At 41.0% G+C, this 20,258-nt stretch carries 16 protein-coding genes; 1 reads left to right on the top strand and 15 read right to left on the bottom strand.

The window, feature by feature from the left end:
* Positions 1-32: 32 nt before the first annotated feature.
* The 7 genes from priA to MKZ18_RS15575 all read right to left on the bottom strand — a co-directional run bounded on the left by priA (position 33) and on the right by MKZ18_RS15575 (position 8,684).
* Complete coding sequence (priA, locus tag MKZ18_RS15545; protein ID WP_144593601.1) at positions 33-2,447, bottom strand: primosomal protein N'; 2,415 nt, start codon at positions 2,445-2,447, stop codon at positions 33-35.
* Positions 2,444-3,661: a bifunctional phosphopantothenoylcysteine decarboxylase/phosphopantothenate--cysteine ligase CoaBC gene (gene coaBC / locus MKZ18_RS15550; protein WP_144593602.1), complete on the bottom strand. Its 1,218-nt coding sequence runs from the start codon at positions 3,659-3,661 to the stop codon at positions 2,444-2,446. Before coaBC ends, priA begins: the two co-directional genes overlap by 4 nt.
* Positions 3,662-3,811: 150 nt before the next feature.
* Positions 3,812-4,033, bottom strand: a complete 222-nt coding sequence (rpoZ, locus tag MKZ18_RS15555; RefSeq protein WP_025909041.1) for a DNA-directed RNA polymerase subunit omega — start codon at positions 4,031-4,033, stop codon at positions 3,812-3,814.
* Complete coding sequence (gene gmk, locus MKZ18_RS15560) at positions 4,034-4,648, bottom strand: guanylate kinase (protein WP_025909042.1); 615 nt, start codon at positions 4,646-4,648, stop codon at positions 4,034-4,036.
* 13 nt (positions 4,649-4,661) lie between these two features.
* The gene (remA, locus tag MKZ18_RS15565; protein WP_144593603.1) at positions 4,662-4,922 is read right to left on the bottom strand and encodes an extracellular matrix/biofilm regulator RemA; all 261 of its coding nucleotides are present in this window, start codon (positions 4,920-4,922) and stop codon (positions 4,662-4,664) included.
* 56 nt (positions 4,923-4,978) lie between these two features.
* Positions 4,979-5,854, bottom strand: a complete 876-nt coding sequence (locus tag MKZ18_RS15570; protein ID WP_025909044.1) for a YicC/YloC family endoribonuclease — start codon at positions 5,852-5,854, stop codon at positions 4,979-4,981.
* A 151-nt stretch (positions 5,855-6,005) separates the two neighbouring features.
* Positions 6,006-8,684, bottom strand: coding sequence for a calcium-translocating P-type ATPase, SERCA-type (locus tag MKZ18_RS15575; protein WP_076512226.1), 2,679 nt, complete (start codon positions 8,682-8,684; stop codon positions 6,006-6,008).
* Positions 8,685-8,826: 142 nt separating this feature from the next.
* On the opposite strand from MKZ18_RS15575, the gene MKZ18_RS15580 reads away from it, so the two are divergent.
* Positions 8,827-10,536: an Rqc2 family fibronectin-binding protein gene (locus MKZ18_RS15580; RefSeq protein WP_025909046.1), complete on the top strand. Its 1,710-nt coding sequence runs from the start codon at positions 8,827-8,829 to the stop codon at positions 10,534-10,536.
* A gap of 54 nt (positions 10,537-10,590) precedes the next feature.
* On the opposite strand, the gene pyrE is transcribed toward MKZ18_RS15580, so the two are convergent.
* Genes pyrE through MKZ18_RS15620 form a run of 8 tightly spaced genes read right to left on the bottom strand, consistent with a single transcriptional unit; the run spans position 10,591 to position 20,115 of the window.
* The gene (pyrE, locus tag MKZ18_RS15585; protein WP_025909047.1) at positions 10,591-11,244 is read right to left on the bottom strand and encodes an orotate phosphoribosyltransferase; all 654 of its coding nucleotides are present in this window, start codon (positions 11,242-11,244) and stop codon (positions 10,591-10,593) included.
* Entirely contained in the window at positions 11,241-11,963 is a 723-nt protein-coding gene (gene pyrF / locus MKZ18_RS15590) for an orotidine-5'-phosphate decarboxylase (protein WP_025909048.1), read from the bottom strand. The genes pyrE and pyrF overlap by 4 nt, the downstream gene beginning before the upstream one ends.
* Positions 11,935-12,876: a dihydroorotate dehydrogenase gene (locus MKZ18_RS15595; RefSeq protein WP_061784606.1), complete on the bottom strand. Its 942-nt coding sequence runs from the start codon at positions 12,874-12,876 to the stop codon at positions 11,935-11,937. Before MKZ18_RS15595 ends, pyrF begins: the two co-directional genes overlap by 29 nt.
* Positions 12,873-13,646 carry a dihydroorotate dehydrogenase electron transfer subunit gene (locus tag MKZ18_RS15600; RefSeq protein ID WP_025909050.1) on the bottom strand — a complete coding sequence of 258 codons (774 nt, stop codon included), beginning with the start codon at positions 13,644-13,646 and terminating at the stop codon, positions 12,873-12,875. The genes MKZ18_RS15595 and MKZ18_RS15600 overlap by 4 nt, the downstream gene beginning before the upstream one ends.
* Positions 13,643-16,855: a carbamoyl-phosphate synthase large subunit gene (gene carB, locus MKZ18_RS15605; protein ID WP_340842335.1), complete on the bottom strand. Its 3,213-nt coding sequence runs from the start codon at positions 16,853-16,855 to the stop codon at positions 13,643-13,645. The genes MKZ18_RS15600 and carB overlap by 4 nt, the downstream gene beginning before the upstream one ends.
* Positions 16,855-17,940: a carbamoyl phosphate synthase small subunit gene (locus tag MKZ18_RS15610; protein ID WP_025909052.1), complete on the bottom strand. Its 1,086-nt coding sequence runs from the start codon at positions 17,938-17,940 to the stop codon at positions 16,855-16,857. Before MKZ18_RS15610 ends, carB begins: the two co-directional genes overlap by 1 nt.
* Positions 17,925-19,214: a dihydroorotase gene (locus MKZ18_RS15615; RefSeq protein ID WP_340842985.1), complete on the bottom strand. Its 1,290-nt coding sequence runs from the start codon at positions 19,212-19,214 to the stop codon at positions 17,925-17,927. The genes MKZ18_RS15610 and MKZ18_RS15615 overlap by 16 nt, the downstream gene beginning before the upstream one ends.
* Entirely contained in the window at positions 19,177-20,115 is a 939-nt protein-coding gene (locus MKZ18_RS15620; RefSeq protein WP_225001497.1) for an aspartate carbamoyltransferase catalytic subunit, read from the bottom strand. Before MKZ18_RS15620 ends, MKZ18_RS15615 begins: the two co-directional genes overlap by 38 nt.
* Between the last annotated feature and the right edge of the window lie 143 nt (positions 20,116-20,258).

A 20,258-nucleotide genomic window follows, 5' to 3' on the forward strand; every position in this document is an offset into this window, starting at 1 on the left:
AACTGCAGTCATTTAACGTTTTAGTTGTCGATTTACATCATTGAATAAGGGTGTAAATCAATCGTAATCGTTAATTGCTCCTGCTGAATTTGATCTTGGTACTGGTTCACTACATATTTTAAAGCTGGTATCATATTCGGTTCCAGCTTGTATTTTATCATGCATTGATATCGATATCTATCTTTTATCTTAGCAATTGGAGAGGCAACAGGTCCTAAAATAACGGCTTGCGGAGAGAGCTTTTGTCTTAAATACTGCGATATTTTCCCAGTCACAGACACCACTTTTGCCACGTTTTCATGTGAGACAGTTACCAACGCCAAATAAAAGAACGGTGGATAACGATGAGCTTGTCTAAGCTTCATTTCCTCAAGATAAAAAGTATCATAGTCGTGCTGACTTGCTAACTGAATGCTGTAATGCTCAGGAGCATAGGTTTGAATAACGACTTCACCAGGCAAGTGGTGACGTCCCGCTCTTCCGCTTACTTGTGTAAGGAGCTGAAACGTTTTTTCAGCAGCTCGAAAGTCAGGAAGGTTCAACATCGTATCTGCTGATAACACCCCAACAAGCGTTACGTTTGGAAAGTCTAAACCTTTAGCAATCATTTGCGTACCTAATAAAATCTGCGCTTCTCCATTTCCAAACTTTGTTAGGAGCTTTTCATGCGCCCCTTTTCGGCTTGTTGTGTCAACATCCATTCGAATGACAGACGCTTCAGGCAACACCTTTCCAAGCTCTTCTTCCACCTTTTGCGTCCCTGATCCAAAAAAGCGAATATGGTCGCTTTCGCACTCTGGACAAGCCGTTTGAGTTGGCTCTTCATAGCCACAGTAATGACATTTCATTCGGTTTTGGTAGCGGTGATATGTCAATGAAATTTCACAGTGCGGACACGAAGGAACATATCCACAGTCACGGCACATAACAAAAGATGAGTGCCCTCTCTTATTTAAGAACAATACAATTTGTTCTCGTCTTTCAAGGCGCTCACGTATTTTTTCAAGAAGAAGCGTAGAGAACATTGACCGGTTTCCATCGCGGAGCTCTTCACGCATATCTACAATATCTACTTTTGGAAGAGCTGATTTATTCATTCGTTCGCGTAGTGGCAGAAGTTTATAAACCCCTTTTTGAGCACGTGCAAATGACTCTAGTGTCGGGGTTGCACTTCCTAAAATTACTGGACAGTTGTGAAATTCTGCGCGTTTAATTGCCACATCGCGCGCGTGATACCTGGGATTCTCCTCTTGCTTATAGCTCGTTTCATGCTCTTCATCAATGATGATGATGCCCACATGTTGAAACGGAGCAAAGATAGCCGACCTTGCCCCTACGACTACGGATACCTCTTTGCGCTGAATTTTACGCCACTCATCGTATTTCTCACCGGCCGACAAACCGCTATGCATCACGGCTACCTTCGAACCGAATCGCTCTTTAAATCTTTTGACCATTTGAGGCGTTAGTGATATTTCTGGAACAAGCATAATTGCTTCTTTCCCCTGTTTCAACACTTGATCAATTGACTGTAAATACACTTCCGTTTTACCGCTTCCAGTTACACCATACATGAGAAAAACATCGTGTTCATGGTTCTCAATATCGCGCAGGATTGGCTTGATAGCAGCCGATTGCTCATCTGTTAACGGAAAAGGTTTTGAAGGAATAAAATCACGATTGGCATACGGGTCTCGATAAATCTCCATATCAACCTCGTGAAGCAATCCTTTTGAAACTAATCCTTTAATAGGTGCACTCGTTACGTTAAGCACAGTCATAATGTCTCTTTGTGCTACTACTTCTTCTTGCACAAGCATAAATTCAAGCACTTGCTTTTGCTTTTCAGCTTGTTTAGGCAACTCTTGGAGCAGCTGTTTGACATGTTCAGGCGGCTGAGCTAAACGAAGAGCTTTCACGGTCTTTTTATTCCCTTTACTTTTGACTAAATATACAACTTCTAAGAGTCCTTTTTGAATATCGCGATAAAAGCTATTTACAGACTCTGATTTCTCAATGTCGCTCCACATCACTTCGGAAGTATGTTGAAAGTACGGCTGAACCTTTGAGTGAAGCTGTGAACTTTCTACTCCTGGTTGAAGCAATATCTTTTTGTCATATTTTGCTTTCATCGCAGCAGGGAGCATTACTTGAAAAGCAGATATTTTAAAGCAAAGCGTTTTTTCAGTGAGCCAATGACCTAGCTCTAATAATTCAGGCGTTAACACTGGTGTTAAATCAAGCAGCTCAGCGATTGGCTTCGTTCGCTTTACATCTGTTTCTAATTTAACGTCTACAACAAACCCCTGCACCTTGCGCGGGCCAAACGGAACGATTACCCGCATTCCTGGGACAAGAATCTCTCTCCACTGTTTAGGAATCGAGTAATCGAATGATCGGTCTGTCTGCTTCGCTGCTACGTCAACAATTACGCTAGCAAAATTCATTGTCGAACACTCTCTAGCAGCTGCTTCACTTCTTCTAATAAAACTTTAGCGACAGATGATTTAGACATAAGAGGAAGCTGCCTTTGCTCACCGTTTCGCTTATAAAATTTTACGATATTCGTATCTGTTCCAAAACCTGCACCTTCACTTGTTACGTTGTTAGCGACAATCATATCTAGATTTTTGCTTTCGAGCTTCTTTTGAGCATATAAGTCTACCTGTTCTGTTTCTGCTGCAAATCCAACGAGCACCTGATTGTAATCTTTATAATCTCCGAGCGTTTTTAAAATGTCAGTAGTGCGCTCCAACTCTAGTACTGCCTCTCCCGGCTGCTTCTTCATCTTTTGCTGATGAACATGCTTTGGACGATAGTCAGCAACTGCCGCGGATTTAATGACAACATCCATACCCGTATAATGCTTCATCACCGCTTCAAACATCTGCTGTGCACTCTCGATTTGAACTGTTTTGACGTTAACGGGTGGCGTCAGCTGTGTTGGCCCAGATATAAGCGTTACGTTGGCTCCTTGCTTCGCTGCTTCTTCTGCGATAGCATAGCCCATTTTCCCAGTCGAACGATTAGTAAAGAAACGTACAGGATCCACTCGTTCAACCGTTGGCCCTGCTGTAACTAAAACATTCGTACCTTTTAGCGCTTGAGGTGGCTTTTGGTCATAAAAATAAGACTGTAGAAGACTAACAATTGTTTCAGGTTCTTCTAACCTTCCTTTCCCAACATAACCACATGCTAAATAACCCTCTCCAGGCTCCACAAACTGATAGCCAAATGAAGCTAATGTTTGCATGTTCTTTTTTACAGCTGGATGATCGTACATATGAACATTCATTGCTGGAGCAATCCAAACTGGAGCTGTGGCAGCAAGAAGAGTAGTTAAAATCATATCATCAGCAATTCCATTTGCTAATTTCCCTATCATATTAGCAGTAGCAGGTGCGACAAGAATTAAATCTGGCCAATCTGCTAAGTCAATATGTGCAATAACAGCCGGATCTTTTTCATCAAATGTATCTGTGTATACAGGATTTCTTGAAAGTGCTTGAAATGTTAACGGCGTAACAAACTCACGAGCAGAATCTGTCATAATGACTTTCACTTCGGCTCCTGCTTGTACTAACTTACTGGTTAAAGCCGATGCCTTATAAACAGCAATTCCACCACTAACACATAATAAAATTCGTTTTCCTTTCAACATCGTTACCCATACTCCCATCTTTTTATCTACTGAACAACCTTTACAATGTCCATATTATAACATGTTCAAGAATAGAAGTTGATTTTGACAAACCCTCTTTCTAACAGAAAAAAATAACAACCTACTGCGAATAGGTTGTTATTTTAACAATTATCTTTCTTCATTCTCATCTTTTGAAGGTACGTGCGTATACGTAAGTTGTTCTGAGTTGATTTCTTCTAATGCACAACCTACTAATTTATGAGATACAGGTCTTTGGATTGTTGTATCATTATGCATTTGAAGTTGACGTGCGCGCTTTGCAGCTACTGTTACTAGCGTATATTTAGAATCTAAACGTTGCATTAATGAATCAATTGACGGATAAAGCATTTATTCTACCTCCAACATTCTTTTATAGCGTGCAGATACACGGTCGCGGCGGCAATGCTCTGCCGTGACAATTGCTTGAATACGTGCACATGCATTTTCTACCTTGTCATTTTCTACTACATAATCGTATGCATCCATAAGCTCAATTTCTTCTTTTGCTACACGCATACGGTTGTTAATTAAATCTTCTGTTTCTGTACCGCGGTTTACAATACGACTCTTCAACTCTGATAAGCTTGGTGGTGCTAAGAAAATAAACAATCCTTCTGGAAATGCTTCTTTCACTTGAAGAGCACCTTGAACCTCAATTTCTAAAAAGACATCTTTCCCTGAAGCTAACGTTTCTTCAACGTAGTCAATTGGTGTACCGTAGTAGTTCCCTACGTACTCTGCCCACTCTAGAAGCTTTTTATTTTCAATCATGTGCTCAAATTCTTCGCGCTCTTTAAAGAAATAATCCACACCATCAACTTCGCCTTCACGTGGACGACGCGTTGTTGCTGAAATAGAGTACTGAAGTTTAATATCTTCTTGTTCAAATAATGCTTTTCTTACCGTTCCTTTTCCAACACCTGACGGTCCGGAAAGAACGATTAATAAACCTCTTTCAATCATTGGTTTATACGCCCTACCCTTCTACTAATTCTTCTTTATTCACAAGCCTTTGTGCTACAGTTTCCGGTTGAACAGGAGCTAAAATAATATGATTACTGTCCATTACAATCACAGCTCGGGTTTTTCTTCCCTGCGTGGCATCAATTAAATTTCCGCGATCCTTCGCTTCTTGCACAATTCGTTTAATTGGTGCTGATTCCGGCTGAACGACAGAAATGATGCGATTAGAAGAAATAAAATTTCCAAATCCAACATTAATTAATTTACCGCTCATACAAAGCCCCCTACTGTATCCATATTGTGTCCGTCTATTCTGAAGGCTACTAGTAACTATTCAATATTTTGAACTTGTTCTTTCAAACGCTCTAGCTGCGTTTTCATATCGATGACACATTGAGCAATCTTACCATTATTCGCTTTCGCTCCAATTGTGTTCATTTCTCGATTTAACTCTTGCACAAGAAAATCAAGCTTTCTCCCGATAACATCGGTTGTATCAATTGTTTGAAAGAACTGAGTAAGATGACTGTGAATACGGGTTAATTCTTCATTAACGTCTGCTTTTTCAGCGAAAATAGCCACTTCTGCTAGCACTCGCTGTTCATCGATTGTACCTTCAAGATAGTCGGTTAATCTTTTTCTCAAGCGATCCTCATATTGCTCACTAACAGTCGGTGCAAGCGATTCTACTTCGTCGCGAAGCTGCTGGATGTTGGTGAGGTGCTGAACTAAATCTTGATATAATTCTTGCCCCTCTTTTTCACGCATCGTTAGCAGCTGACCTACTGCTTGTTCAACCGCTGTAAAAACCAGCTGGTGAATTGATGTTTGGTCTACTTCTTCTTCAGAAGTCGTCATTACGTCAGGCATATGCAGAATATCTTGAATTTCAACAGACTTGGAAAGCTGGTGACGCTCGCTAATTTCTTGGAAAGCTTTCATATACTCACCTAGCAACTCCCAATCCGTTTGTAACGTCTTTTTAGCTAATCCTTCACCTGAAATCGTAACAAATACTTCTACTCTACCACGTTTTATGTATGTTTGAATGATTTTTTTTATTTTATCTTCAATTTCCATTAATTGCCTTGGCATTCGCACAGTAATTTCACAAAAGCGATGATTTACCGATTTCATTTCTACCGTTACCGCTTGAACCTCATTATCTGCTCGTCCTCGGCCAAAACCTGTCATACTTCTTATCATTATCATCACATCCACTATGTACATCTTACAAAAAAAAAGAAATAAAAGAAAGTGTTACTCAAAAAAAGAGTAAAAGCAATGTACCTCACTCATTAAAAGCTGGTGAAAGCAAACCGTATGCTTCCACCAGTGCTTATTACTATATCATTAATTACGATTTTTTTCTTGTTAAAAGTGATCCCGCTAATAAAAATGTTGGAACACTTGCTAAACCTAAAATAATTAACCATTCCCTTGGCGCAATAGCCATCGTATGGAAGATTGGTTGTAAAGGTGGATAATAAATAACAACTAGCATTAGCAAAATTGATGAAATAACCGCACCAACTAAGTAAAGATTTTCAAAAGGATTCCGGTCGAAAATGGACTTCTCACTTCGACAGTCAAACACATGAATTAGCTGGGCCATGACAAGCGTAGCAAATGCTATCGTTTGAGCGTACTGTAAGTTATCAGGGTTGTTATCATAGACAATAATAAACGCAGCAAGGGTCGCTATTCCAATTAAAAACCCTCTACTCACTACCTTCCAACCAAGTCCGCGTGCAAACACCCCTTCTTTTGGATGCCTTGGTCTACGCTTCATTACATCGTCTTCAGGTTGATCTAACCCCAATGCCATCGCCGGAAGGCCATCCGTCACTAAGTTGACCCATAATATTTGAATGGGTACTAATGGAAGCGGCAGAGCTAGAATCATGGCAAACAACATTACAAGTATTTCTCCTACGTTAGAAGCAAGTAGGTATCGGATGAATTTTCGAATATTTTCATAAATGTTTCGCCCTTCTTTAATCGCTGATTTAATCGTTGCAAAGTTATCATCTAGTAGCACCAGCGCTGAGGCTTCTTTAGCAACGTCCGTTCCTGTAATTCCCATTGCTATGCCAATGTCGGCTGCTTTAATTGCAGGTGCGTCGTTTACACCGTCACCTGTCATAGCCACAACGTGGTCTTTTGCTTGTAACGCTTTAACAATCTTTAATTTATGCTCAGGCGATACGCGTGCATAAACATATACATCATCTACTACGTCTTCAAGCTCCGACTGTGACATTGTATTTAATGTATGGCCTTCTAGTACTCGTCCTCCCTTTGGTAAAATCCCAAGCTGCTTGGCAATCGCTTCAGCGGTTATCACATGATCTCCTGTAATCATAACCGTTTTAATGCCAGCATCTCGGCATTCTTTTACAGCCTGCTTTACTTCAGGTCGTGGAGGGTCAATCATCCCTTGAAGTCCTAAAAACACAAGCTCTTTTTCAGCTGCTTGTTCAGTAGTAATGGTTTCGTACGATTCAAGCGGGCGATAAGCAACCGCAATCGTTCGAAGTGCCTGGCTCGCTAGAGAATGGATGGCGTTTTGCACTTCTTCACGACCGCTAGGAGACAGCTGTTGATGACGATTTTCCCATACAATTGACTTGCTATTTGTTAGTAGAACATCTGGTGCACCCTTTGTCACCACATAGCGCTTGTTATCCTTGCCTTCTATCACCACACTCATCATCTTCCTAGTAGAATCAAAGGGAAACTCTTCAATAACTTTAAAGTCTCCTTTTACATTTTGACGGGTAAAGTTCGCTTTCATTGCGGCTACAACTAAAGCGGCTTCTGTAGGATCACCATCGACTACATAATCTTTGTCTTTTTTCGTAACCGTTGTTTGATTACATAATAGGCCGAACAGCAACAGCTGCTGCAGCGGTTTTTCTCGACTAACATTAACTTCTTTCCCCTCAGCAGAAAACGTACCGCTTGGGTCATAGCCTGTTCCAGATAAATTCCACGTTTTCCCACCTGACCACAAGTGAGTAACGGTCATCTTGTTTTGAGTAAGCGTTCCCGTTTTATCTGAGCAAATAACAGATGCACAGCCCAGTGTTTCAACAGCTGGAAGCTTCCGAACAATGGATTTTTGTTTAATCATTCGCTGAACGCCCAATGATAAAGCAACGGTTACAATTGCTGGCAATCCTTCTGGAATTGCAGCAACGGCTAGTGATACGCCTGCTAAGAACATCGTATATAAATCATGCCCTTGCAAGACACCAATTCCCACTACAAGAACAGTTAATAAAAGCGCAACAATAATGAGAATTTTCCCAAGCTGCTCAAGTTTTCGTTGCAGTGGGGTAATGACTGCTTCTGCATTTTGTAATAAGTCGGCGATTTGTCCCATGGCAGTCTTCATACCTGTCCCTACTACAACTCCAACACCGCTTCCACGCGTCACAAGCGTCCCCATAAATGCCATGTTCTCTTGATCTCCAAGTGGAATTTCATTTCCTTCTAATACGCGCGTATACTTTGGAACAGGGACAGATTCACCTGTCAGCGCTGATTCTTCAATTTCTAAACTTTTAGCATCAATAAGACGAATATCAGCACCAATCCGATCACCACTTCCAAACTTGACAATGTCTCCCACTACCAGTTCTCTAGAAAGAGTCTTTGACCACTTACCGTCTCGTAAAGCAAGTACCTGCGGCGCCGATAATTCCTTCAGTGCATTAAGTGACTTTTCAGCACGACGTTCTTGAAAGAATCCAAGAAACCCATTAATCACGACAATCGCAATAATGGCAATAGCATCAATATACTCTCCTAATAAGCCCGATATTAGCGTAGCTGCTAATAAAACCAAAACCATAAAATCTTTAAACTGTTCCAAGAATACGAGCAGCGCAGACTGCTTTTCACCTTCAGCAAGCTCATTGAAACCTTCTTGCTTTTGCCTCAATGCGACTTCTTTTGCAGTTAATCCATTTTCTTTATCTGTTTTTGTCACTTCTAATGTTGCTCGCTCACTCAGCTCATACCATTTCATCGCATTCCTTCACACCCTTTTGTTTGTAAATGAGTCACATAGATTGTTACAATGTTATATCGTATGCTTATTCAGACTCGTCCTAAAAAATGCTATACTTTTACGAAGGACTATTTTTGAAACATTAAAGGATGTGAACAACATGTCATTTGACGGAATCTTTACATACGGAATCTTACAAGAATTAGATAACGCATTAACATCCGGTCGAATCGCAAAAGTCTATCAACCATTTCCAAATGAACTAATTTTACAAGTTCGAGCGAAGGGGGAAAATCGGAAGCTATTTATTTCAACTCACCCCAATTACGCACGCGTTCACTTTACAAATGAAACATATGAAAACCCGGCTGAACCGCCAATGTTTTGCATGCTTCTTCGTAAACATCTAGAAGGAAATATTATTGAACGAATCTACCAGCTAGGGCTCGATCGTATTCTCGTTATTGAAACAAAAGGTCGCAACGAAATTGGAGATGTAACATCTAAGCAGCTTATTATTGAAATTATGGGTCGCCACAGCAACATCATGCTTGTGGATAAAGAAACAAATGTCATTATCGATAGCATCAAGCACATTCCAATGGCGTTAAATCGTCACCGTACGCTACTGCCTGGTGCAACTTATGTACTGCCACCAAATCAAGAAAAGCTAGATCCTTTTGAAGCGGATGAAGAAATGGTTTTAAGAAGTTTAGACTTCAACAGTGGAAAGATTGGCAATCAGCTCGTTCAAGCTTTCGCTGGGCTCTCACCGTTGCTTGCCAATGAAATTGTCTATCGCGCTGGTCTGGCCAATCAAACTACGTTACCCAAAGCGTTTATCAATACAATGAGTGCCATTCAAAACGGCAACATGCAGCCAACCCTCACTTCGGTGCAAGGAAAAGATTACTTTCACCTTCTGTCTCTTAGCCACTTACAAGGTGAAGAAAAGACGTTCCCAACCATTAGTGAACTTTTAGACCGCTTCTATTATGGAAAAGCAGAGCGCGATCGCGTTAAGCAACAAGCACATGATTTACTTCAATTCATGACAACTGAAAAAAAGAAAAATGAAAAGAAAATTAATAAGTTGCAAAGAACGCTACAGCAGGCTGAAAAAGCCGGTGAATACCAACTTGCAGGAGAGCTTTTAACGTCGCATTTACATCTCGTTAAAAAAGGAGATACAACCGTTGATGTCATAAACTACTATGATGAAAAGGGTGGGACGCTAACAATTGAGCTTGATCCTCAAAAAACGCCTGCTCAAAATGCGCAGAGCTACTTTACTAAATATCAAAAAGCAAAGAATTCAGTAGCAATTGTTCATGAACAAATTGAAAAAGCCCAACAAGAAATTGTCTACTTTGAATCTTTACTGCAGCAAATGGAGACAGCTTCTCACAAAGATATTGCTGAAATTCGCGAGGAGCTTGTAGAAGAAGGCTATCTACGCAATCGCCAGCAAAAGAAAAATAAAAAGCAAAAGAATTCAACTCCAACGCTTGAGCAATATAAAGCAAGTGACGGTACCGTTATCTTGGTCGGCAAAAACAACAAACAAAACGAATACTTAACGAATAAGCTGGCAGCCAGAGACCATCTTTGGTTTCATACAAAAGATACACCTGGGTCCCACGTCGTTATTCGTGACGCTGAGCCAACAGAAGAAACCATTCTTGAAGCTGCTCACCTTGCAGCTTACTTCAGCAAGGCGAAAAATTCCAGCTCCGTACCGGTTGACTTTACAAAGATTCGCCATGTAAAGAAACCGAATGGTGCTAAACCTGGTTTTGTTACTTACGACAATCAGCAAACGGTTTACGTAACGCCAAATGAAGAGCTTGTATTAAAATTAAGAGATTAATTTCAGCATAAAAAAGCGTGTCCGTCATATCATGGACACGCTTTTTCATTTAGGTTAAACCGTTTCTTCAGCTGTCATCCAAGCTGGATCTGAAGGGTTTTCTCTCCATTTAAAGAGCTTTTTCATTGCAGCTTCCTGGATGTATCCTGCTTCACTTGCCGCTTCTACAAGCGTTGAATAATCCGTTAATGAGTAAACCTGCAAACCTTCTTCTTTAAATAACTGACGCGCTTTTTCCAGTTCGTATGTAAAGATAGATACGACACCCAGTACGTTGCAGCCTTGTTCTTTTAACGCATTCACTGCTGTCAGAACACTGCCCCCAGTTGAGATTAAGTCTTCAATTACAACGACCTTTTGACCTTCTTTTACTTTTCCTTCAATTTGGTTACCACGACCATGTCCCTTCGCTTTACTGCGAACATAGCACATCGGTAACTCAAGCGCTTCGCTCACCCACGCTGCATGTGGAATTCCAGCCGTTGCCGTTCCTGCAATTACTTCTGCATTTGCAAAATATGTTTTAATCAAACTTTGCAAACCTTTAGCAATCTCTTTTCGAACACCTGGATAAGATAGCGTTAGGCGATTATCACAATAGATGGGAGATTTAATTCCAGAAGCCCATGTAAATGGGTGATCTGGTTGAAGGCTAACTGCCTGGATATCAATTAGTTGTTTGGCGATTTCTTTTCGTAAGTTTGTCATTGTGATACATGCTCCCCTTTCCATTGCTTTAACATTTGGTAATAAGCTTCTACTGGATTGCTTGCGTTTGTCACAGAGCGTCCTACTACAATAGCACTTGCTCCGTATTCTCTCGCAAGCTCAGGTGTTGCTACTCGTACTTGATCATCATTTGAATCAAGCGCCATTCGAATTCCAGGCGTTACGGTTAAAAACGATTTACCTACAGCCTTACGTATGCTTGGCACTTCATGAGTTGAGCATACCACACCATCTAATTTGCTTTGATGAGCAAGAGAAGCATAATGTGTTACAACTTCTTGCATTGAATGTGTAATAAGCTGCTGCTCTTTCAACATTGTATCAGATGTGCTTGTGAGCTGAGTCACTGCGATGCATAGCGGGCGCTGTTTACCAGCAGAAGTACCTGCTTCCAGCCCTTCAAGAGCCGATTGCATCATGTGTGTACCTCCGGCCGCATGAACGTTCACTAAATCAACGTCTAGAGAAGCCAATGATTTCATTCCATTTTTCACTGTATTCGGAATATCATGAAGCTTCAAGTCTAGAAAAATTTCATGTCCCTGCTCTTTTAAATAAGAAACGATTGCTAACCCTTCTTTATAGAAAAGCTCCATTCCTACTTTCACATAAAGAGACTCTCCTTGAAACGGTGCTAAAAAATTTTTCACATCATGAAGTGATGAAAAATCAAGAGCAATGATAAACGGCTTTTTCATGTTTTTTCCAGCTCCTTCCTACACATTCAGATACATGCTCATACCCTAAAGAATTAATTAATTTTGGCAGCTCATCGATGATAGTTGGACAGACGTAAGGATCTACAAAGTTTGCTGTTCCTACTGCAACTGCGCTCGCACCTGCGTATAAAAATTCCAGCGCATCTTCAGCCGTCGTCACTCCACCCATTCCAATGATTGGAATATTTACTTTTTGGCTCACTTCATGCACCATACGAATAGCTACTGGCTTAATTGCCGGACCTGATAATCCGCCAGTTCCGTTTGCTAACACCGGCTGTGCCGTTTTTAAATCAAGACGCATTCCCAAAAGCGTATTAATCATCGTTAATCCATCTGCTCCCGCTGATTCTACTGCTGTAGCCATCTCTACAATATTTGACACGTTCGGAGATAACTTAACGTATACAGGCACTTCCGATACCTCTTTTACCGCTTTTGTTAAGCGAGCAGCAATCACTGGATCAACGCCAAAAGCGATGCCACCTTCTTTTACGTTTGGACATGAAATATTTAACTCTAATGCTTTTACATTTGAAGCAGTTGAAATCTTCTTTGCCACTTCTACGTACTCTTCAACAGATGCACCTGCAACGTTTGCAATAATGGGTACATCGTATTTTTGAAGCCATACTAACTCTTCTGACATAACTTTTTCTAACCCTGGGTTTTGTAATCCAATTGCATTTAGCATCCCTGCTTGGGTTTCTGCCACGCGCGGTGTTGGATTTCCAAACCTTGTTTCCGCAGTTGTAGCTTTAATCATGATAGCTCCAAGCGTATCCAATGAATAAAACTGTGCATACTCTCTTCCAAACCCAAAGCATCCCGAAGCTGGCATGATGGGATTTTTTAAATTTAATCCTGGTAATTTCGTTTGAAGCATGTTCATAAAAGCACCTCCCCTGCTTGGAAAACGGGTCCATCACTACAAATTTTCTTATATGCATTAGACTCTTCAGCTTGACGACATACACATGCAAAACAAGCTCCAATTCCACAGCCCATTCTTTCCTCTAATGAAATATAAAGGGGCTTATCGCTATAGTTTGCTTCTAAAGCACGTAGCATGGGCGTTGGGCCACAAGAAAACATCGTGTCGTACGGCAGTTGAAGTCGATCAATTACGTCCGTTACAAACCCTTTTGTACCCAAAGTTCCGTCCACCGTTGCAATATGCGTGTCTCCTAGTTCGTTAAATTCTTCTTCATAAAACACATCCGCAGCTGACTGAAATCCAAGTACATGAACAACCTTGATTCCTTTTGCCATTAAGCGTTTGGACAGCTCGTATAGAGGAGGAACTCCAATCCCTCCACCTACCAATACAGCTGTTTTCCCACTTTCTAGCACATCTGTCGGAAACCCGTGACCTAAAGGTCCTAACACATCTACTGCTTCGCCTGACTGCTTGCTAGCAAGTAGCTTTGTTCCTGCACCTTCCGCACGATAAATCATCTTAAACTCATTTGCATGTTGGTTAATTTCAGCGATGCTAATCGGCCTTCTTAGAAGGGGTAAATACTGATTCTCAACGCGAATGTGAACGAACTGACCAGGCTCATTCATGAAACGAACAAGCTCGCCTTTCAGTGTTAATTCGTAAACGTTATGAGTTAAAGGACGCTGCTTGACGACTTGCATCATTTCATGTTTTTTCATACAGTTGTCACCTCACGAGCTGGGCGCGCTTCTTTCATCGGTACGGTGTGGAAGCTAATTGTTTCAAGTACGCGTAGAATTGCTTCTGCTGTATCTAGTGACGTTAAGCAAGGTACGCCATTTTCAACTGCTTCACGACGAATTTTAAATCCATCACGAGCCGGTTGCTTACCTTTTGTTAATGTGTTAACCACAAGCTGCGCTTCACCTGTGCGAATGACATCAAGTAGGTTATGATCTTGGTCGTGAATTTTGTTTACCACTTTCACGCGAATGTTTTCTTTTTCGAATACTTCTGCTGTTCCTTCTGTTGCAATAACTTGATAACCGATATCGGCAAAGCGTTTTGCAAGCTCCGTTGCTTCTTCTTTGTCTTTATCTGCTACCGTCATCAGTACTGAGCCGTATGGTTTGATTGACATTCCCGACGCAATTAAGCCTTTGTAAAGAGCTTTTTCATACGTAGAATCTTGTCCCATTACTTCACCCGTTGACTTCATTTCTGGTCCAAGCGTAATATCAACACGGCGTAGCTTCGCAAATGAGAACACCGGTACTTTTACATACACGCCTTCTTCTTCTGGATGTAGACCAGACTCGTAGCCGAGATCTTTTAGGCTTGTTCCTAAAATCACTTTTGTCGCAACATTAGCCATTGGAATGCGCGTAATTTTACTTAAGAACGGTACCGTACGACTTGAGCGTGGGTTTACTTCTAGTACATAAACCTCCCCTTTTGATAGAACAAACTGAATGTTCAGCAGTCCGATAATATTTAAGCCTTTCGCAATTCTTGTTGTATAGTCGATAATCGTGTTTTTTACTTCCTCTGATAATGTTTGAGGAGGGTAGACTGCAATTGAATCACCTGAGTGGACACCTGCGCGCTCTACGTGCTCCATAATTCCTGGAATAACCACTGTTTCACCATCAGAGATTGCATCTACTTCAATCTCTTTACCCGTTAAGTAACGGTCGATTAAAACAGGGTGGTCTGCGTGTACTTTTACTGCATTTTTCATGTAATGCAGCAGCTCTTCTTCTTTGTATACAATTTCCATTGCACGTCCACCTAGTACATAAGAAGGACGAACAAGAACTGGATAGCCGATTTCACTTGCAACAACGACTGCTTCTTCAACTGAAGTTACAGTTTTACCTAAGGGTTGCGGTACATCTAATCGAGCGAGCGTTGCTTCAAACTTTTTACGATCTTCGGCTGCATCTAAGCTTTCTAGAGATGTTCCTAAGATTTTTACACCTCTTGCTGCAAGCTCTTCTGCTAGATTGATAGCTGTTTGTCCACCGAACTGAACAACCACACCTTCTGGCTTTTCTAAGTCGATAATATGCATTACATCTTCTACCGTAAGCGGCTCAAAATATAATTTATCTGAGATACTGAAGTCAGTCGAAACGGTTTCTGGATTGTTGTTAACAATGATTGCTTCGTAACCAGCCTCTTTAATTGCCCATACGGAATGCACCGTCGCATAGTCGAATTCAATTCCTTGACCGATACGAATCGGACCAGATCCTAATACCATCACACTCTTGCGCTCCGTTACGGTTGACTCGTTTTCCTCTTCAAATGTCCCATAGAAGTAAGGTGTGCTTGATTCAAACTCTGCTGCGCATGTATCAACTGTTTTATAAACTGGTGTTACGCCATTTTGCTTGCGGAAATCATATACTTCACGCTCTGATTGATTCCACAGCTTCGCAATGGTATCATCTGCAAATCCCATTTCTTTTGCTTTCTGTAACACTTCAATATTATGAATCTCTTCTTTTAACACAGCTTCAAATGCAATTATTCGTTCAAGCTTCACTAAGAAGAATAAGTCAATCTTACTCCAATCGTGGATCTGCTCGATCGTTACGCCGCGGCGAATCGCTTCAGCGATGTAGAATAAACGCTCATCGCCTGCTTTACGAATTCGCTTTTCAATGATTTCATCGCTAAACTCATGCGCGTCTTTAAGCTCTAAGTGATGAACATTTGCTTCTAGCGAACGAACAGCCTTTAGAAGTGACTCTTCAAACGTACGACCAATTGCCATTACTTCGCCTGTTGCTTTCATTTGTGTTCCAAGCTTACGGTTAGCTGATTCAAATTTATCAAACGGCCAGCGTGGAATTTTTGATACGATGTAATCAAGCGCTGGTTCAAAGCATGCATACGTTTTTCCTGTAACAGGATTCATCATTTCATCTAGAGTTAATCCAACAGCAATTTTAGCTGCTAGCTTTGCAATTGGATATCCTGTCGCTTTCGATGCAAGTGCTGAAGAACGGCTTACGCGCGGATTTACTTCAATGACATAGTATTGAAAGCTTTCTGGGTCCAGCGCTAGCTGAACGTTACATCCACCTTCAATCTTTAATGCTCGAATAATCGTTAGTGAAGCATTTCGTAATAGCTGATATTCACGATCGCTTAACGTTTGACTTGGTGCTACAACGATAGAATCACCCGTGTGAATCCCTACTGGGTCAAAGTTTTCCATGTTACATACAACAATTGCATTATCGTTTGCATCACGCATTACTTCATATTCAATTTCCTTAAATCCAGCAATACTTTTTTCTAATAGACATTGCGTTACCGGACTGTTTTTCAAACCGCTTGTGACAATTTCAATGAGTTCTTGTTCATTATGACAAATACCGCCGCCTGTTCCGCCTAACGTGTATGCTGGACGAACAATAACTGGATAATCTACTTGTTCAACGAATGAATATGCTTCGTCAAGCGTATGGATAATTTCACTTGCTGGAACCGGCTGGTTTAGGTCGTTCATTAGAGAGCGGAACTGCTCACGATCTTCTGCTTGTTCAATAGCTGATAACTTTGTACCAAGAATTTCAACGTTAAATTCTTCTAAAATACCTGTGTTGTGAAGCTCAACAGCTAAGTTTAGTCCCGTTTGTCCTCCAAGTGTTGGGAGTAACGCATCTGGGCGCTCTTTACGAATAATTGAACTTACAAACTCAACCGTTAGAGGTTCGATATATACTTTATCTGCCATCTCGGAATCCGTCATAATCGTTGCAGGGTTGGAGTTTACAAGAATAACTTTGTACCCTTCTTCTTTTAATGCAATACATGCTTGTGCACCAGCATAATCAAATTCTGCTGCTTGACCAATGACGATTGGACCTGATCCGATTACTAAAATAGTTTGAATATCTTGACGTTTTGGCATTAGCAATTACCTACTTTCTGATTGTTTTTCATAAGTTCCATAAATTCATTAAATAATCCGTTTGCGTCCTCTGGTCCAGGTGATGCTTCTGGATGATATTGTACGGTGAACGCTGGATACTTCGTATGTTTAACTCCTTCAACTGTTCCATCATTTAACGCGATATGCGTAACTTCTAAATCCGTGTTTTCTAGTGATGCTTCACGCACCGTATAGCCATGGTTTTGAGAAGTAAGAGCAACTTTGTTTGTTCGTAAATCTTTTACAGGATGATTAGAACCTCTATGACCAAACTTCATTTTCTCTGTATCTGCCCCGCAGGCTAATGAAAATAATTGATGTCCTAAACAAATTCCGAACAAAGGTACTTTTCCTAAAATTCCGTTAATCATATCGATAGCTTCCGGCACATCTTTTGGATCTCCAGGTCCATTGCTCAGCATAATCCCATCTGGGTTCAAGCGAAGAACCTCTTCTGCAGTCACGTTGTAAGGAACTACGATGACGTCACACTGGCGAGCCGTTAATTCTCTAAGAATCCCGTGCTTCATTCCATAGTCAACTAGTACTACTTTTTGACCGCGTCCTGGGCTTGGATATGCATTTGTTGTTGATACTTTTTTAACTGAATCTGTTGGCAAGCTGTAGTTTTTAAGACCTGTAACTACCTCTTCTACGTTCACGTCCATCCCGCATACTCGACCGCGAAGCGCACCGTGCTGGCGAATTTTACGCGTTAGTTTACGCGTATCAATTCCAGCTAAACCAGGAATGTCTTTTTGTTTCAAAAACTCATCAACTGAAAGTTCACTTCTGAAATTTGATGGGACTTCGCAAACTTCTTTCACAATTAAACCATGCACAGCTGGTTCAATCGATTCAAAATCATCGCGATTAATTCCGTAGTTTCCAATCATAGGATATGTTAAAGTGACGATTTGTGCGCAGTAAGAGGGATCTGATAAAATTTCTTGATATCCCGTCATGCCTGTATTAAAGACAACTTCTCCCGTCATCTCTCTTTCGCTGCCAAATCCTTCTCCAATAAATACTGTTCCATCTTCTAAAATTAGTTGACGTTGCATACTTTAACATCCTCCCATACTTGTTTACCTTCTACTAATGTCATGATTGGCCAGCCCTTGCAAGACCAGTTTGCAAATGGTGTATTTTTACCTTTTGATACAAATTCTGCTGGATTAATCTTTCTTTCTGTTTCTAAATCAATGAGCGTCAAATCTGCTGGTTTTCCAACTTCAAGCGTTCCGTATGGAAGCTTAAACGTTTCTGCCGGCTTATTCGTTAAGTACGAAATGAGCTGCTCTAATGTAATGACTCCTTTTAAAACTAAGTTTGTATAAAGAAGTGGAAACGCGGTTTCAAGCCCAACAATTCCAAACGGAGCAAGCTCCATCCCTTCCGCTTTTTCTTCAGCCGTATGCGGCGCATGGTCTGTTGCAATGAAATCAAGCGTTCCGTCTAATAACGCTTCAATTAGCGCTTGTTGATCTTCTTTTCCGCGAAGTGGCGGGTTCATTTTGAAGTTAGCATCAAGCGATGGAATATCTTCTTCGCTTAATAAAAGGTGATGCGGCGTTACTTCGGCAGTTACGCGAATGCCTGCTTTTTTCGCATCGCGAATTGTACGAATGGACTCTTTTGTACTTACATGACATACATGGTAGTGACAGCCTGCTTCTTCCGCTAGTAGAACATCTCTTGCAATCTGCACGGCTTCACAAATAGATGGAATGCCGTTAAGCCCATGCTCTTTTGCAAACTTTCCGTCATGTACACACCCTTTGTTAATAAGTTCATTATCTTCACAATGTGCAACAATTGCTTTGTCTAGTTCAGCAGCTGTTTTCATTGCTTCTAGCATCTTTCCTGTCGACTGGACACCCACACCATCATCTGTAAAAGCAAATGCTCCGGCTTCTTTTAACCCTTCAAAGTTTGTAAGATCTTTTCCAAGCTGACGAATTGTAATGGATGCATAAGGTAGCACACGTACATGGGCTGTTTCTTCAATTTGTTTATTCAGCCATTCCATTTGTTCAACAGTATCTGGTACCGGGCGGGTATTTGGCATAGCTGCAATTGCGGTAAATCCACCTTTGGCAGCTGCTAACGTTCCCGTTTCAATTGTTTCTTTCTTTTCTCCACCAGGCTCTCTTAAATGAACATGCACATCAATAAAACCTGGTGCTACTAAATGACCGTTTGCATCAATAACCTCTTCATCCGTTGCGGGAATTTCGCTTGCAATTTCAGTGATTGTGCCATTTTCAATCTTTAATTCAATTCTTTCACGCTTTCCCTCAGTTAACCATGTAGCATTTTTGATAATTGTTTTCATCATTCATTCCCCTTTCAACTGATTGTAATGATCGTGCTAAAACAGCCATTCGGATGTAAACGCCGTTTTCCATTTGTTTAAAAATTCTTGAGCGTTGACACTCAACTAGTTCATCCGCAATTTCTACCCCGCGGTTGACTGGAGCCGGGTGTAAGATAATGCTGCCATTTTTCATACTTTTCTCTCGCTCAACCGTAAGGCCGTAGCGACTGTGATATTCTTCCTCTAAAGTAGAGTGGTTCTTTGAATGCCTTTCAAACTGAATTCGAAGTAACATCACCACATCAACAGCTTGTATAGCCTCATCCACGCCTATATATGTACCATATGGATTTGACTCATCTCGCCACTCTTCTGGTCCAGCGAAATAAACCGTTGCGCCTAGTTTTGTTAACATTTCAGCGTTTGAACGGGCAACGCGACTATGCCTCAAATCCCCCATAATGGCAATTTTTAAGCCTTTGAAAGACCCAAACTCTTGCTGAATCGTGAGTAAATCCAGCAGGCACTGCGTTGGATGCTGACCACAGCCATCCCCTGCATTAAGAATTGGAATCGATACTTGTTCTTGAAGTTTTTCATAATAGCGATCTTCTGGATGGCGAATGACCACCGATTGAACTCCAATTGCTGCTAGCGTCTCAATGGTGTCGTAAAGAGTTTCTCCTTTTTGGACACTTGACGTTGTCACTTCAAAAGGGATGGTTGTTAAACCTAACTTTTGCTCAGCCATTTCAAAACTGCAGCGCGTTCTCGTGCTCGCTTCAAAAAATAGGTTTGCCACAAACATCTTTTCCTTCGGGTACCACCCTCGTTGATTTACTCGATAGTTTTCAGCATCACTTAAGATTTGTAGAATTTCATTTACTTCTAGCGTTGAGACTGTCACTAAATGTTTCATATCGATTCCCTCCATTTTGTTTCATCTCATTCACTTTTTATAAAATTGAACTTCCATCAGTGAAGACTTTCTTCATCTCTACTGATTGTTAGTTAAACTTGTTAAACGTTATTTAGCAGTGTAAGTGGAATAAAAAACACCCT

The organism is Priestia sp. FSL W8-0001 (assembly GCF_038050335.1).
Lineage (GTDB): Bacteria > Bacillota > Bacilli > Bacillales > Bacillaceae_H > Priestia > Priestia flexa.